The following is a 15900-nucleotide window of genomic DNA, read 5'->3' on the forward strand; positions in this document are numbered from 1 at the left end:
TCACCTCCATCCTTGGCCAGAAGGATCGGCTGTCCCGTTTGGGACAACCTGGTGAGGTCTCTCCTTCGCTTTTCCCCCACCAGCACCTACTGAAACTTTAGGCAGTCGCCGCGATACCACGGCCGGCGCCCAGCCGGCCCGCTCCAGGATGGCCGCCGCCGCGCGGTTGACCAGGGTGACCGTGCCGGCGGCGTCAGCGGCGACGATGCCTGTCCCCACCTGCTCGAAGATCAGGTCCTGGAACCGCTTCAGGGCGGTGAGCTCCTGCAGGCGCGCCTGGACCTGCTCGAACAGGCGGGCGTTGTCGAGGCTCAGGGCCGCCTGGCTGGCCACCACCGCCAGCAGGTCCGTCTGGCTCAGGGCCTGGGGGAGGGGCTCGTCCCGGACCACCACCACCGCCGCCAGCAGCTGGTCCCTGGCCACCAGGGGCAGGGCCAGCACCCACCGCCGCTGGCCCGCCAGCAGCCAGTCCGGCCCCTGGCCGGGTTCCAGCCGGGCCAGCAGCGGCCTGCGCCCTTCCAGCAGCCGCTGGAAGGGCGGGCGGTGCAGATCCAGCTCTCCGCCCACCAGGCCCGGCGGCCCGTTGCGCAGGGCCGCCACCCGCAGCACGCCGGCCCGGCCCCCCGGAACCAGCCACAACACGCGCCCGCCCACGACCTGCAGGAAGGTGTCCAGGACCCACTCGGCCACCTCGTCCGGGTGCAGGGTGGCGTTGATCACCCGGGCCAGGTGGGAGAGAGCCACCACCGCTCCCGCCGCCTGCCGCACCAGGACCTCGTCGTCGAAGCCCGTACCCCGGCCCTTCGCTCCCCGCCCCGCTTCCCGGACGAACCGGCGCAGCTGCTCAGCCGCCACGGCCAGCTCCCCGGCCATGCTCAGTCCCCGCTCGGGCAGCCAGGCCACACTGCCCCGCACCTGTCCCAGGGCCTCCACCACCCGGGGGTCGAACCGGCTGCCGGCCCGGCCCTGCACCGCCTCCCAGGCCGCCCCGGGATCGCCCCAGCGCTGCAGGGCGAAAAGATAGGCCTCGGCCACGGCCAGGATCCGGCTGCACAGGGGGATGGCCGTGCCCCCCAGGCCGTCGGGCCCGCCGCTGCCGTCCCAATGCTCGTGGTGGTGCCGGAGGACCCTCGCCACCGGCTCCAGCACCGCGATCCGCGCCACCTCCCGGGCCGAGGCCACGGCGTGGCGGGCCAGCTGGGCCGGAGCGGGATCGCCGTCGTCCATGCCCAGGGGGCGCGGCCCGCCTGCCTCGTGGAGAAGCGCGGCCTGGCGCAGGTTGTCGACGTCCCGCCCGGACACCCCCAGCGCCTCGGCCAGCTCGGTGACCAGCCGCACCAGCATGTCGGCCCGGCGCAGACCCTGGGGGTCGGCCTGGAGGGTGCGCAGGAAGCGTTCCACCGCCCGCTGCCGCAGGTGGCGGGTCCAGACGGTGGCCACGTAGTGGTGGACCACCGTCAAAGCGGGGAAGGCGGCCAGGGCCGCGGGGGGATAGCCGTGGCGGGTGAAGAGGATGTAGACGCCCAGGGCCAGCAGGGCGGACACCGCCAGCCGCCAGCTGTCGGCCACCAGGTAGGTGCGCACCTGCTGCCCCAGGGGAACCCGCTTGTAGAGGGCGAAGGCCACCGTCACCAGGGTGGCGTTGACCAGGCCGAAGGCCACGGCGCTGGCCAGGTAGGGGGTGGCGGTGTCGCCCGCCACGAGGGGCTGGCCCCACGCGCCGCCGGTGAAGCGGAAGGCCGCAGCGGCGGCCAGCACGGCCAGCACCGTCTGGCCGATGTTGAAGGCCGTGACCAGGCCGAAAGAGCGCCGGCGCAGGGCCAGCAAGCTCCAGCCCACCACCTCGGCCCAGATGGGCACGGGCGGCCCCAGGAGCCACAGGGACACCAGGACCACCAGAGAGCCCATGGAGACCGCCTCCCCGCCGGGGGCGGGCACCTGGTACAGTTCGGCCACCAGCAGGGCGCAACCCAGCACCAGCACCAGCACCGATGGCGGCACCGGCCAGCGCACGGCCTGGACCACCAGGCCCGCCAGGCCCAAGGTGGCCACGGCCAGCATGTACCGGGCGACGGTCCCCGAAGGCTTCATAGCGGTTCCACTTCGCTGGTCCAAGCGGCAACCCTCCCCGGCGGCGTGCAGCCGCAGGAGCCCGGGCCGGAATCGCGGTGCCGGTGCCCCTGCCCACGCGAAAGCCGCGTTCGCCCCGGCGAACGCGGCTTTCGCGTCGCAGCAGCCGGCTCCGCAGCCCCGGCCGAGGGCCGGAGGGCCCGCCGGACCGGTTCCACCTGCCTTTACACCCCACCGGTGCCCGTGTTTTGATGGTGGTAACCCGGGTGCGAGGGGCGCGGTGGTGCCTGCAGCCAGGCCGGCCAGGGCTGCGGGTCCGGGCCCAACCCTTCCGGCAAGGGACTACATGGGCCAGCTGACCTGATAGTTCACCACGATGGTCAGCGCCGCCAGCACACCGGCCAGCAGCTTCGCCGCACGGTAAAGCATCCCCGTCACCTCCACCCGCGTCCGGCCGGTCCCGCCCCTCCCGCTGATCCCGGGCGGCGACCGGCCGCTCCTTGTCGCGGCCCGGCCCGTTCCCTCCGGCCCTGCTAGGAAAAGGTTACGACAAGCCCCCGCAAGATCCTCCTAAATTCGAAAAAATAGGACCGTGCTTCGACCTTTTTCGTCATGTTGTGGCACAGGCAGGCTGCAGCGCCGGGACCAGTCCGGCTACATACATCCTTCGCCGCTGCCACGGCCAACCTGTCCCTCGCCCGGGCGCCCTTCTTGTCGAAGGATGTCTGGGACCCGGGGCTCACCGCCTGGGTCCAGGGCCACGGGCCGGGATCCCCTCGCCTGGGGCCGGACCCATGCGCCCGGGGCCACCGGCCGGGCAGGGGTCCCTAAGCCCGGAACCCGGCCTCGGGGCCGGGTTCCGGCGGCCATGCCCAGGTCTGACGCCTCCCCACGGCTCACTCCCACAGGCCTGACCCCCCGGCGTCACTCCCACTCGATGGTCGCCGGGGGCTTGGACGTGATGTCGTAGACCACGCGGTTGACGCCCTCCACCTCATTGGCCAGACGGCGGGCGATACGGTCGAGGACCTCGTGGGGCAGGCGGGCCCAGTCGGCCGTCATGCCGTCCCCCGAGGTCACCGCCCGCACGGCCACCGCCTCGCCGTAGGTGCGCCGGTCGCCCATCACGCCCACGGTGGGCGTGCCCGTCAGGACGGCGAAGGCCTGCCAGAGGCGACCCTCCAGCCCGGCCCGCCGGATCTCCTCCCGGACGATGCGGTCGCAGGCCCGCAGCCGTTCCAGCCGCTCGGCGGTCACGGGCCCCGCCATGCGGATGGCCAGCCCCGGGCCGGGGAAGGGCTGCCGCTGGACGACGGCCTCCGGCAGCCCCAGGCGGCGCCCCACCTCCCGCACCTCGTCCTTGAACAGGTAGCGGAGCGGCTCCACCAGCCGGAACGCCAGGTCCGGGGGCAGGCCGCCCACGTTGTGGTGGCTCTTGATGGTCGCCGCGGCGCCGCCCCCGCTCTCGATCACGTCGGGATAGGTGGTCCCCTGCACCAGGAAGGGGATGGGTCCCAGTTCTTCGGCCAGCTGGCGGGCCTCTTCCTCGAACACGCGGATGAAGGTCTCGCCCACGGCCTTGCGCTTGGCCTCGGGGTCGGCGATGCCGTCCAGGGCGGCCAGGAACCGGTCCCGGGCGTCGACCACCCGCAGCTCAATGCCCAGCCCGACCAGGCTTTCCTGGACCTCCTCCACCTCCCCCGCCCGCAGCAGGCCCGTGTCGACGAACACGCAGGCCAGCCGGGGCCCGATGGCCCGGTGGACCAGAACCGCCGCCACGGTGGAGTCGACCCCGCCGCTCAGGGCGCAGAGGGCCCGGGCTCCCTCCAGCTGGCGGCGCAGGGCGGGCACCGCTTCCTCGACGAAGCCGGCCATGGTCCAGCCGCCCCGGCAGCCGCACACGCCGTAGAGGAAGTTGGCCAGGATCTCCCGGCCCCGGGGGGTGTGGCCCACCTCGGGGTGGAACTGGACACCCAGCCAGCGGCCGCCGCCTCCCTCCACCGCGGCAAAGGGCGAGGCGGCCGTGCGGGCCAGGACGGTGAAGCCCGGCGGCAGCGTTTCCACCCGGTCGCCGTGGCTCATCCACACGTCCAGGCGCGGCCCCAGGCCGGCCAGCAGGCGGCCGGGTTCCTCCACCTCCAGGGTCGCCGGGCCGTACTCCCGCTCTTCCGCGCGGGCCACGCGCCCGCCCAGCTGGTGGACCATGAGCTGCATGCCGTAGCAGATGCCCAGAACGGGCACCCCGGCATGCCACAGGCCGGGATCGCACTGGGGGGCACCGGGCTCGTAGACGCTGGCCGGACCGCCGGAAAGGATCACGCCCCGCGGCCGGTGGCGCAGGATCTGGGCCAGCGGCGCGTTGTGGGGCAGGACCTCCGAGTACACCCCCAGCTCCCGCACCCGGCGGGCGATGAGGTGGCCGTACTGGGAGCCGAAGTCCAGGATCACCACCCGCTCGGCGGGTTCGGCCGGGGAAAGGGGGGAACGGGCATCGGACATGGTCCCATCGCTCCTTTTCATTGACGGCATGATACCATGGCCCGGCCTGAAGCCGGTCCCCCTTGACACGCCGGTCCCCCTTGAAAGAGCACGCCGCGGGGTTCCGCCCCGCGGCGTGCTGTGTTCCGGGAAGGGTGCCGCGCACCAGCGGCTTGCGGCCACCCCGATCGGGCCGGTCCCTTCGCGGCGACCGGATCAGAAGTCCATGTCGCCCATGCCGCCGCCGGCCGCTTCCTTCTTGTCCTCGGGCAGGTCGGCCACCAGCGACTCGGTGGTCAGCACCATGGCGGCGATGCTGGCCGCGTTCTGCAGCGCCGAACGGGTCACCTTGGCCGGGTCGACGATGCCCCGGGCGAACATGTCGCCGTACTCGCCCGTCAGGGCGTCGAAGCCCTCGTTGTCGGGCAGCTGCTTGACCCGCTCGACCACCACGGAGCCCTCCAGGCCGGCGTTGGTCGCGATCTGGCGCAGGGGCTCCTCCAGGGCGCGGCGGACGATCTCGATGCCCATCCGCTCGTCCTCGTTGCGGGCCTCCACCTTGTCCAGCGCCTTGATGGCGTGCACCAGCGTGGAGCCGCCACCGGGGACGATGCCCTCCTCCACCGCCGCCCGGGTGGCGGAGAGGGCGTCCTCGATGCGGTACTTCTTCTCCTTCAGCTCCACCTCGGTGGCCGCGCCGACCTTGATCACGGCCACGCCGCCGGCCAGCTTGGCCAGCCGCTCCTGCAGCTTCTCGCGGTCGAAGTCCGAGGTGGTCTCTTCGATCTGCCGCTTGATGACGTTGATGCGGGCCTTGATCTTCTGCGGGTCGCCGGCGCCTTCGACGATGGTCGTGTTCTCCTTCTCCACGACCACCTTCTTGGCGCGGCCGAACATGTCAGGGGTGACGTTCTCCAGCTTGATGCCCAGGTCTTCGGAGACCACCTGGCCGCCGGTGAGGATGGCGATGTCCTCCAGCATGGCCTTGCGCCGGTCGCCGAAGCCGGGCGCCTTCACCGCGCAGGACTGCAGGGTGCCGCGGATCTTGTTGACCACCAGGGTGGCCAGGGCCTCGCCCTCCACGTCCTCGGCGATGATCAGCAGCGGCTTGCCCCGCTCCACCACCCGCTGGAGGACCGGCAACAGGTCATTGACCGAGGAGATCTTGCGGTCGGTGATCAGGATGAAGGGATCCTCCAGGACGGCCTCCATGGCCTCCGGGTCGGTGACGAAGTACGGCGACAGGTAGCCCCGGTCGAACTGCATGCCCTCCACGACCTCGACGGTCGTGTCCAGGGTCTTGCTCTCCTCGACCGTGATGACGCCGTCCTTGCCGACCTTCTCCATGGCGTCGGCGATCATCTTGCCGATCTCTTCGTCGTTGGCGGAGATGGAGGCCACCTGCTGGGTCGCCGACTTGGTCTCCACGGGCTTGGCGATCCGCTTGATCTCCTCCACCACGGCGGCGACCGCCTTCTCGATGCCCCGCTTGACCAGGATCGGGTTGGCGCCGGCGGCCACCACCTTCATGCCCTCGCGGACCATGGCCTGGCCCAGCACGATGGCGGTGGTGGTACCGTCACCGGCCACGTCGTTGGTCTTGGTCGCCACCTCCGTCAGGAGCTTGGCGCCCATGTTCTCGAAGGGGTCCTTGAGTTCGATCTCCCGCGCGATGGTCACACCGTCGTTGGTGATGGTGGGGGAGCCGAACTTCTTCTCCAGGACCACGTTGCGGCCCTTGGGCCCCAGCGTGATCTTGACGGCGTTGGCGACGGTGTTCAGCCCCTTTTCGAGGCTGCGCCGCGCCTGCTCGTTGAAGACCAGCTGCTTCGGCATGCCGCTTCCCCTCCTCGGTTACTGAACGATGGCCAGAATGTCCCGCTCGCTGAGGATCAGCAGCTCCTCGTCATCCAGCTTGACCTCGGTGCCGGCGTACTTGGAGAAGATGACCCGGTCACCTTCCTTGACCTCCAGGGGCACCTTCTGGCCATTCTCGAGGATGCGGCCCGTGCCCACGGCCAGGACCTCACCCTGCTGGGGCTTCTCCTTGGCCGTGTCCGGCAGGATGATCCCGCCCTTGGTCCGCTCCTCTTCCTCCAGCACCTTGACGACCACCCGGTCGCCGAGAGGGCGCAGCTTCACCGAAACGGTCCCTCCCTTGGGCTGCGGCTGAACGCTCACCGCCGTGCACCTCCCTGAAAGGATGCAGGTTGGTTCCGGGGCGCCCGGCCACAGCGATTGGATGATGGATTGCGGCATGACCGGCCGGCGGGCCGGCGGGCCGGAGCCCCCGGGCCGCTGGACGCCTGTCCTGTTAGCACTCCCTTCCGGAGAGTGCTAAGCCACCGACTATGGTAAAGCGGCCAAAAACGGTCGTCAAGCCCCGATTTGGCCGCCGCTCCCAACTCGGCCGCTTATCCTGTTCCCGCGCGAGGGGCGCTTTATGCGTGGCCGGTCAGGCATGGCCGGATGGTGCGCCTGAGGGCGGGGGCGGGAGAGGGTGGCCCGGCGCGTCGTGACCGCCCCCCTGCAGGATGGCCACGGCATGGGCCAGCAAGGGTTCCAGCGCCGCCAGGCACTCGGCCACCCCCCGGGGGCTGCCCGGCAGGTTGACGATCAGGGTGCGGCCCCGGATGCCCGCCACCCCCCGGGAAAGGTAGGCCATGGGGTTGGCCGCGCCCGTGGCGGCCCGCATCCGCTCGGGCAGCCCGGGCACCAGGCGCTCCACCACGTCCAGGGTGGCTTCCGGCGTGACGTCCCGGGGCCCCAGGCCGGTGCCGCCGGTGGTGAAGACGATGTCCGCCCGCCCGGCCGCCGCCCGCAGCCAGCGGGCGATGGCGTCCCGGTCATCGGGCACCACGCCGCGGTCCACCACCACCGCCCCGCCCTCGGCAGCCCAGCGGGCCAGGTACTCGCCGCTGTCATCCCGGCGCCATCCCTGGCTCACTCCGTCGCTCACGGTCAGGATCGCCACCCGCACGGCCTTCACCTTCCCTTCCGGTCCCCCGGGTTGCGGGTCTGCGGTGGCCCCGGGGGCAGGGGTTGCCGTCATGCCCGCGGGCCCGGGGGCCCCACCGGCTCGCCCAGGTCCTCCCAGGCCGGCTCGTCCGGGCGGGTGTACTCGCCGCTGCGCCCGCCGGTCTTGCGCACCAGGCGGACGGCCTCGATCACCATGCCCCGGTCCAGGGCCTTGCACATGTCGATCAGGGTCAGGGCGGCCACGGTGACCGCCGTCAGGGCTTCCATCTCGACCCCCGTGCGCGCGGTGGTGCGGGCGGTGGCCTGGATCTCCACGCCCTCGGCGCCGAGCCGGAAGTCGACGGCCACCGCGTCCAGAGGCAGGGGATGGCAGAGCGGGATGAGCCGGCCGGTCTCCTTGGCCGCCAGGATGCCCGCCACCCGGGCCACGGCCCAGACGTCCCCCTTGGGCACGTCGCCCGCGCGCAGGCGGGCCAGGGTGGCCGGCGCCATGCGCACCCGGCCCCGGGCCACGGCTTCGCGGAGGGTGACGGGTTTGCCGCTGGTGTCCACCATCCGGGCCCGGCCTGCCCCGTCCAGGTGGGTCCATCCCTGGTCCCCTGCCGCCAGGCCCGGCCCGGTCCCTCCGGCGCCGGCCGGCGCCCCGGCGCCGGGAACCGCTCCCTGTCCGGAAGGCAAGGGCTCCCTCACCAGGGGATCACCTCCACCTCCGCACCCGCCGGCAGGCCCTCGATCTCCAGGGGCAGGTGGACCAGCCCCTGGGCGCCCGTGAGGGCCGAGATCAGGCCGGACTTGCGGGGCTGGGGGCGGGCACCGTACTCGCCCCCGCGCCAGATCAGGGCCACGGGTACGTACTCTTCCCGGCCCGGCGGGCGGCGCAGGGCCGTCTCCAGGCGCGCCCGGATGCGGGGGCCGGGACCGGGCTCGGGTGCAAGCCCCAGCCAGCGCTGGATCAGCGGCCGCACCAGCAGCCGGTAGACCACCAGCGCCGAGACGGGGTTGCCGGGAAGGCCGAACACCGGCTTGCGCCCCGCCATGGCGAAGAGGGTGGGCTTGCCCGGCTTGAGGGCGATGCCGTGGAGGATCACGCCGGGCGGCTCCAGCTCGGCGGCCAGCTCGGCCGTCAGGTCGCGCTCGCCCACGGAGCTGCCGCCCGAGATCAGCACCAGGTCGGCAGCCGCCAGGGCGGCCCCCAGGGCCTGCCGGAAGGCGTCCGGCTCGTCCGGCACGTAGACGGGGTCCAGGGGTTCGGCGCCATCCTGCCGCAAGGCGGCCGTCAGGGCCACCCCGTTGATGTCCCGGATCTGGCCGGGTGCGGGCACCTGGCCGGGAGGAACCACCTCGTCGCCGGTCAGCAGCAGGGCGACCCGGGGTCCCCGGGCCACGGCCAGGCGGGTGACGCCCGCGCCCGCCAGGGCACCCAGCTCCGCGGGCCCCAGCCGGCGCCCGGCCGGCAACAGGGCCAGGCCGGCGGCGGCGTCCTCGCCCCGGGCGATGACGTTGTCGCCGGGGCCGGCAAAGCGGTGCACCAGCAGCCACGGCCCCTCCCGGGTGGTGTGCTCGAACATGACCACGCAATCGGCACCCGGCGGCAGCATCCCGCCCGTCGGCACGGCCACGGCCTGGCCGGGTTCCACCGTCACCTGAGCGGGCTGGCCCGCCAGCACCCGGCCCGCCACCTGCAGGCGGGCCGGCCGGCCGGGCTCCACGCCCCGCAGGTCCTGGCTGCGCACGGCGTATCCGTCGACGGTCGACCGGTGAAAGCCCGGGACGTCCTCGGGGGCGTAGACGGGCTTGGCCAGCACCCGGCCCAGGGCCACGGCCAGGGGCACCTCTTCCGTCGCCAGGGGCGGCCGCCCTGCCGCCGCCAGGATCCGCTGGAGGGCCTCGGCCACCGTGGGGAGCCCGGCGCTGGGGAAGGGCGCCCGGAAGCCACCGCCCGGCAGGCCGGACTCCGGCGAGGAAGCCGGTGCCGGCCCACCGCCCGGATCCGGGACCGGTCCCTGGGATGCGCTACCGGCCGCGGTTCCCACCCCCGCGGGCGCGGGGGCCCGGGGTTCCGCGGCGCGAGCCGCAACGTCCGGTTCGTGGCCTGGTTCGGGTTCGTACCCCGCCACGGCGGCACCTCCCTGGGCGCGGGCCTTGCGGCCCGGGACGTCCCAGGCCGCCTACACGCCCGCTGGCGTTCCATGGCCGACCTCGGCCTGTGTCCTGTGCGCAGCTGCCGGCTGGCGGCCGCTGTCCTCCCGGCCGGCGGCCCGCCGCCCGGGCGTCAGGGATCCACCCGGATCAGGGTCGCCTCGCCCTGGCCGCCACCGCTGCAGATGGTGGCGATGCCGTACCCGCCGCCCCGGCGCCGCAGCTCGTAGGCCAGGGTCAGGAGGATGCGGGCGCCGCTGGCACCGATGGGGTGCCCCAGGGCCACGGCCCCGCCGTTGACGTTCACCTTCTCCGGGTCCCAGCCGCCCAGCTTCATGGTGGTCAGGGCCACGGCGGCAAAGGCCTCGTTCACCTCAAAGAGGGTGATGTCGTCCCAGCCGAGGCCGGCCTTCTGGAGGGCCCGCTCGGCAGCGTAATAGGGCACGGTGTGCAGGTAGGGCGGGTCCAGCGAGGCCTGCCCCTGGCTGACGATGGTGGCCAGGGGCTTGAGGCCCAGGGCCCGGGCCCGCTCGGCCTCCATGAGGACCAGGGCGGCGGCGCCGTCGTTGATGCCCGGGGCGTTGCCCGCCGTCACCGTGCCGTCCTTCTCGAACGCCGGGGGCAGGGCGGCCAGCTTCTCGTAACTGGTGTCCCGGCGCGGCGCCTCGTCGGCCTCCACCCGGGTCACCTGGCCCTTGCGCCCCGGCACCTCCACGGGGACGATCTCCTCCGCCAGCCGCCCCGCGTCCATGGCCGCCACAGCCCGCTGGTGGCTGCGCAGCGCCCAGCGGTCCTGCTCCTCCCGCGTGACGCCGTACTCCGCCGCCACCCGGCTGCCGTACACGCCCATGTGGCAGCCCCCGAAGGCGCAGAGCAAGCCGTCGGTGAGCAGGGCGTCCTCCAGCTCGCCGTGGCCCATGCGGGCGCCCCAGCGGGCCTGGCGCACCAGGTACGGCGCCTGGCTCATGCTCTCCATGCCGCCCGCCACCACCACGGCCGCATCCCCGGCCCGGATCAGGGCATCCGCCAGGTTCACGGCCCGCAGGCTGGAGGCGCAGACCTTGTTGATGGTGTCCGAGGGCACCGTCACCGGCAACCCCGCCTTGACCGCCGCCTGGCGGGAGGGAATCTGGCCCGCCCCCGCCTGGACGACCATGCCCATCAGCACGTAGTCCACCTGGTCGCCGGCGACCCCGGCCCGTTCCAGGGCCGCCCGGATCGCCACGGCGCCCAGCTCCACCGCCGGGACGTCCTTCAAGGCCCCGCCGAACTTGCCGAAGGGCGTCCGTGCCCCGTCGATGATCACGGTTTGCTTCACCGAACTCTCCCCCCGCACGGCCGGCCTCAATGGAGCAAATCCGAGGCGATGCCCCGCCCCCGGGGACGCCGCCGGCGAACCCGCCGGGGCGACCGGGCCGGCCTCTACCGGGCAGTTCGGGCTGCAAGGGTCCGTTCCCTGCGTGCCGCAAGGTCAGCCGCCGGGTGCCGCCGTGGGGACCAGCAGCTGGGCGCGCACCGTCCCCACCAGGTAGAGGCTGCCGCAGACCAGCACGGGCTGGCCCGGTCCTGCTTCCTGCAGGGCCCGCTCCAGGGCCGCCAGAGGCTCCCGCTGGACGGCCACCGCCACCCCATGTGCGGCCAGCGCCCCGGCCAGCCGCTCCGCCCGGGCGGCCCGGGGCGAGGGGGGCTCCGTCACCACCGCCCGCGCCGCCACCGGGGCGATGGCGGCCGCCGCCTTTTCCACGTCCTTGTCGTCCAGCATGCCGGCCACCAGCACCACCCGGCGATCGGGCCAGAGGGCCGCCACCGTCCGGGCCAGGGCCGCCATGCCGGCCGGGTTGTGGGCCCCATCCAGCCAGATTTCCCGGCCCCGCCACCGGACCCTCTCCATGCGGCCGGGCCAGCGCGCAGCGGCCAGGCCGCGTTCCACCGCCTCCCGGGTCACCGGCAGGCCCCGTTCCGTCGCGGCGGCCGCCAGCAGCGCCGTCACCGCCACCGCGGCGTTGGCCACCTGGTGCGGTCCGGCCAGGGCCAGGGGCAGCCGGTCCCAGCGGGCGGGGACCGGGGCCGGCCCCCGGTAGTCCCAGCAGGACCCGTCCGGACCCGCCGAGCGAAGCCGGTAGGTGGCCACGGCCGCCGGCCCGCCCTGGTCCCGCGGATCCCGCGCCTCCGGCGCCGCCTCCTCGGGGCGCACCTCCCACAAGGGCGCCCCCAGGGCCGCCGCCTCCCGGCGCAGGACCGCCAGGGCCGCCGGATCCAGGGCGCCCGTCACCAGGGGGACGCCGGGCCGGGCGATGCCCGCCTTGTCGTAGGCGATGGCTTCCACCGTGGGCCCCAGCCGGTCGGTGTGGTCCAGGGCCACGTTGGTGACCACCGCCACCATCGGCCGCGGCACCGTGTTGGTGGCGTCATAGCGGCCGCCCAGCCCCACCTCCAGCACCACGGCGTCGGGCCGCCGCGCCTGGACCAGCAGGAAGAACACGGCCGTCGCCACCTCGAACTCCGTGGGCGGCTCCACCCCTCCGCCGGCCGCCAGGGCCGCCGCTGCCCGCCGCACCTGCTCGACGGCGGCGGCCAGCTCCACCCCCGACACCGGCCGGCCGTCGAAGCGGAACCGCTCCTCGTAGTGGACCAGATGGGGGGAGGTGAAGAGGGCCGTCCGGTAGCCCGCCGCCCGCAGGATGGCCTCCATCAGGCTGGCCGTCGACCCCTTGCCGTTGGTTCCGGTGATGTGGTAGACGGGCGGCAGGCCCTCCTCGGGGTGGCCCAGCCGCTCCAGCAGGCCACGGATGCGCTCCAGCCCCAGGCGCATGCCGAAGCGGCCGAGCCCCTGCAGGTAGGCCACCGCCTCCTGGCCCGGCGCCCGTCCCTCCGCACCGGTCTTGCGTTCCTGCAACCCTTGCGTCCCACCTCGGGCGGCCGGGCCGGTTCTTCCAGCCCGTGTTCAGAACCGGCCCAGCCAGTAGTTGGGGGGCTCCTTGGTCACCGTGACGTCGTGGGGGTGGCTCTCGACCAGGCTGGCGCTGGTGATGCGGACGAACCGGGCCTGGCGGCGCAAGGTCTCGATGTCCGGCGCCCCGGCGTAGCCCATGCCCGCCCGCAGGCCGCCCACCAGCTGGAAGACCGTCTCCGACAGGGGGCCGCGATAGGGTACGCGGCCCTCCACCCCTTCGGGGACGAACTTCGCCTCGCCTTCCTGGAAGTAGCGTTCCGCGCCCCCCTCCTTCATGGCGCCCAGGGAGCCCATGCCCCGGTACACCTTGAAGCTGCGGCCCTGGAAGATCTCCAGCTCGCCCGGCGCCTCCTCGGTTCCGGCGAACAGGCTGCCGATCATCACCGCGCTGGCGCCGGCGGCCAGGGCCTTGACGATGTCGCCCGAATACTTGATGCCCCCGTCGGCAATGACCGGCACGTCGAACCTGTCCGCCTCCTGGCTGCAGTCCAGGATGGCGCTGAGCTGGGGGAAGCCGGCCCCCGTCACCACCCGGGTCGTGCAGATGGAGCCCGGCCCCACGCCCACCTTGACGGCGTCGGCCCCCGCTTCGATCAGCGCCCGGGTGCCCTCGGCGGTCACCACGTTGCCGGCGATGAGGGGCACCTGGGGATGGCGCCGCTTGAGGGCCTGGACCGTCTCCAGGACGTTGCGCGTGTGGCCGTGGGCGCTGTCGACCACCAGCACGTCGACGCCGGCTTCCACCAGGGCATCGGCCCGCTCGAGGCCCGCCGGGCCCACGCCCACCGCCGCTCCTACCAGAAGGCGCCCCCGCTCGTCCTTGGCCGCGTTGGGGTAGCGGATCGCCTTCTCGATGTCCTTGATGGTGATGAGCCCCCGCAGCCGGCCCGCGCCGTCGACCAGCGGCAGCTTCTCGATCTTGTGCTGCCGCATGATCTCCCGGGCCCGGGCCAGGGTGGTGCCCTCGGGCGCCGTCACCAGGCCCTCCCGGGTCATCACCTCGGCGATGGACCGCTCCAGATCCTCCTCGAAGCGCACGTCCCGGTTGGTGATGATCCCCACCAGGATCCCGTGGCCGTCGACAATGGGGACACCGGAAATATGGTAGCGCGCCATGAGCTCCAGGGCATCGCGCACCCGGTGATGGGGTGAGAGGGAGAAGGGGTCGACGATCACCCCGTGCTCGGAGCGCTTGACCTTGTCGACCTCGGCCGCTTGCCGCTCGGGCGGCATGTTCTTGTGGATGATGCCGATGCCGCCCTCCCGCGCCAGGGCGATGGCCAGGCGGGCCTCGGTGACGGTGTCCATGGCGGCGGAGACCAGAGGGATGCGGATGCGCAGCTGGCGGGTCAGGCGGGTGGAGACGTCGACGTCGCGGGGAAGCACTTCCGAGGCTGCGGGGATAATCAGCACGTCGTCAAAGGTGAGTCCTTCGCCGGCGATCTTGCCGGCGGCCGCGCGGCCGGTTCCTCCGGCCAGCCCGTCGCCGGCCGGTCCGGCCGTGATCGGATCGGCCCTCACGTTTCGCCCCTCCCCACCGGGTTCATGGCGGTCGGGCGGGCCGGGGACGAAGCCGGCCGCCCGGCGCACCCGGGTTATTGGTTCCATACGTAACACGGCAGGGTGGGCCTTTCAATGGGGACCGGAAACCAGTGTACGGATCGCGACCAGTGTACGGGTCGCGGCCGACCCGTCAGGCCGGCGTCACCGCCTGGAGGCGCCGGGCCAGGTCCCGGGCCACCGTCCAGATGTCGCCGGCGCCCATGGTCAGCACCAGATCGCCGGGCCGCACCGTGGCCAGCAGGTGCTCGATCAGGTCCTCCCGGCTGGCGAAGAGATCCACGGGCCGCCCCTCTTCCTGGGCGATGCGCTCGGCCAGGACGGCGCTGGAGACGCCAGGGATGGGGCGCTCGCCCGGCGGGGCGTAGATCTCCGTAAGGATCACCTTGTCGGCGTCGCCGAAAGCCCGGGCGAACTCGTCCATCAGCAGGCGGGTGCGGGAATAGCGCTGGGGTTGGAAGACGGCGATGACCCGCCCCGCGGCGCCCCGGCGCTGCCGCGCCGCGCGCAGGGTGGCACGGATCTCCGTCGGGTGATGGGCGTAGTCGTCCACCACCAGGATGCCGTCCCGGTCGTGGATCACCTGGAAGCGCCGCTTGGCACCGTGGAACCCCGCCAGGGCCTGCGCCGCGACGCCGAAGGGAACGCCCACCTCCAGCCCCACCGCCAGGGCGGCCAGGGCGTTCAGCACGTTGTGCTCCCCCGGCACCGCCAGGGTGACCTCCCCCAGGGGCCGGCCCTCCTGCCAGACGCTGAAGCGCGTTCCCTCCGGTCCGGTCTGGACGTCCCGGGCCCGCAGGTGGCAGTCCTCGGCCTCCACGCCGTAACGGGCGACCCGGACCCGGCCCGCCGGCAGGCCGGCCAGCAGCTGCCGGACCACGGGGTGGTCGCCGCAGGCCACCACCAGGCCGCCCGGCCGCACGTTGCCGAGGAAGCCCCGAAAGGCATCCAGCAGCCGCCGGAAGTCGCCCTCGTAGTGGTCCAGGTGCTCGGGCTCCACGTTGGTGACCACGGCGATCCGGGGGAAGTAGCGCAGGAAGGTGCCGTCGCTCTCGCAGGCTTCGGCCACCACCCAGGGACCATGTCCCAGCCGCGCCGTGGCGGCGCCGAACTCCGGCACCTCGCCGCCCACCAGCACCGTGGGATCGAGCCCGCCGGCCACCAGCACCAGGCCCGTCATGGCCGTGGTGGTGGTCTTGCCGTGGGTGCCCGTCACCGCCACGGCCTGCCGGTGGTTGAGCAGGTCGGCCAGGACCTGGGAACGGTGCCAGACGGGGATGCCCGCCTGGCGGGCGGCGACCAGCTCCGGGTTGTCGGCCGGCACGTCGGTGTTGTAGACCACCAGGTCCGCACCCGCCACGTGGCGGGCGTCATGGCCGATGTGGACCTCCGCCCCGTTCCCGGCCAGCCACCGGGTGCGATCGGAGGGGCGCACGTCCGACCCGCTGACCCGGGCGCCCCGGGCCAGGAGCACGCGCGCCAGGCCGCTCATGCCGTAACCGCCGATACCGATGAAGTGCACCCGCTTGCCCGACCAGTCCATGGGGGGCGCGTACCCCGGTTCCTCCATCGCCCGTTCCACCTTCCCTGCATCTATGCCGCCATGAATTCGCATCGCGCCGCCCGTTCCCTTGTCCACCGCCGGCCGCCCGGCGCACTTCACGATGTATGCCGCGGGCCCGCGGGTTGCCACGGCGGCCTGCCGGGGCCTATAGCCAGAG

11 protein-coding genes are annotated in these 15900 nt (G+C 73.4%); all 11 read right to left on the reverse strand.

Features of this window, described 5'->3' with window-relative positions; all coding sequences use genetic code 11:
* The 11 genes from THESUDRAFT_RS15125 to murC all read right to left on the reverse strand — a co-directional run bounded on the left by THESUDRAFT_RS15125 (nucleotide 1) and on the right by murC (nucleotide 15749).
* Complete coding sequence (locus THESUDRAFT_RS15125) at nucleotides 1–2115, reverse strand: HD domain-containing phosphohydrolase (protein WP_006904570.1); 2115 nt, start codon at nucleotides 2113–2115, stop codon at nucleotides 1–3.
* 879 nt (nucleotides 2116–2994) lie between these two features.
* Nucleotides 2995–4569 carry a glutamine-hydrolyzing GMP synthase gene (gene guaA / locus THESUDRAFT_RS09480; protein WP_006904571.1) on the reverse strand — a complete coding sequence of 525 codons (1575 nt, stop codon included), beginning with the start codon at nucleotides 4567–4569 and terminating at the stop codon, nucleotides 2995–2997.
* Nucleotides 4570–4764: 195 nt separating this feature from the next.
* A complete protein-coding gene (groL, locus tag THESUDRAFT_RS09485; RefSeq protein ID WP_006904572.1) occupies nucleotides 4765–6384 on the reverse strand; it encodes a chaperonin GroEL in 1620 nt (539 codons plus the stop codon).
* Between the two features lie 18 nt (nucleotides 6385–6402).
* Nucleotides 6403–6729, reverse strand: coding sequence for a co-chaperone GroES (groES, locus tag THESUDRAFT_RS09490; protein ID WP_006904573.1), 327 nt, complete (start codon nucleotides 6727–6729; stop codon nucleotides 6403–6405).
* A gap of 274 nt (nucleotides 6730–7003) precedes the next feature.
* The gene (locus THESUDRAFT_RS09495; RefSeq protein WP_006904574.1) at nucleotides 7004–7600 is read right to left on the reverse strand and encodes a MogA/MoaB family molybdenum cofactor biosynthesis protein; all 597 of its coding nucleotides are present in this window, start codon (nucleotides 7598–7600) and stop codon (nucleotides 7004–7006) included.
* Nucleotides 7597–8217 carry a cyclic pyranopterin monophosphate synthase MoaC gene (moaC, locus tag THESUDRAFT_RS09500; RefSeq protein WP_006904575.1) on the reverse strand — a complete coding sequence of 207 codons (621 nt, stop codon included), beginning with the start codon at nucleotides 8215–8217 and terminating at the stop codon, nucleotides 7597–7599. Before moaC ends, THESUDRAFT_RS09495 begins: the two co-directional genes overlap by 4 nt.
* Nucleotides 8214–9644, reverse strand: coding sequence for a molybdopterin molybdotransferase MoeA (locus tag THESUDRAFT_RS09505; RefSeq protein ID WP_006904576.1), 1431 nt, complete (start codon nucleotides 9642–9644; stop codon nucleotides 8214–8216). The genes moaC and THESUDRAFT_RS09505 overlap by 4 nt, the downstream gene beginning before the upstream one ends.
* Before the next feature lie 155 nt (nucleotides 9645–9799).
* Complete coding sequence (locus THESUDRAFT_RS09510) at nucleotides 9800–10984, reverse strand: acetyl-CoA C-acetyltransferase (RefSeq protein ID WP_040826455.1); 1185 nt, start codon at nucleotides 10982–10984, stop codon at nucleotides 9800–9802.
* A gap of 153 nt (nucleotides 10985–11137) precedes the next feature.
* Nucleotides 11138–12562 carry a bifunctional folylpolyglutamate synthase/dihydrofolate synthase gene (locus THESUDRAFT_RS09515; protein WP_006904578.1) on the reverse strand — a complete coding sequence of 475 codons (1425 nt, stop codon included), beginning with the start codon at nucleotides 12560–12562 and terminating at the stop codon, nucleotides 11138–11140.
* Nucleotides 12563–12610: 48 nt separating this feature from the next.
* The gene (gene guaB / locus THESUDRAFT_RS09520; RefSeq protein ID WP_083855432.1) at nucleotides 12611–14098 is read right to left on the reverse strand and encodes an IMP dehydrogenase; all 1488 of its coding nucleotides are present in this window, start codon (nucleotides 14096–14098) and stop codon (nucleotides 12611–12613) included.
* Between the two features lie 214 nt (nucleotides 14099–14312).
* Entirely contained in the window at nucleotides 14313–15749 is a 1437-nt protein-coding gene (murC, locus tag THESUDRAFT_RS09525) for a UDP-N-acetylmuramate--L-alanine ligase (RefSeq protein ID WP_006904580.1), read from the reverse strand.
* Between the last annotated feature and the right edge of the window lie 151 nt (nucleotides 15750–15900).

The organism is Thermaerobacter subterraneus DSM 13965 (genome assembly GCF_000183545.2).
Classification (GTDB): Bacteria; Bacillota; Sulfobacillia; order Thermaerobacterales; family Thermaerobacteraceae; genus Thermaerobacter; species Thermaerobacter subterraneus.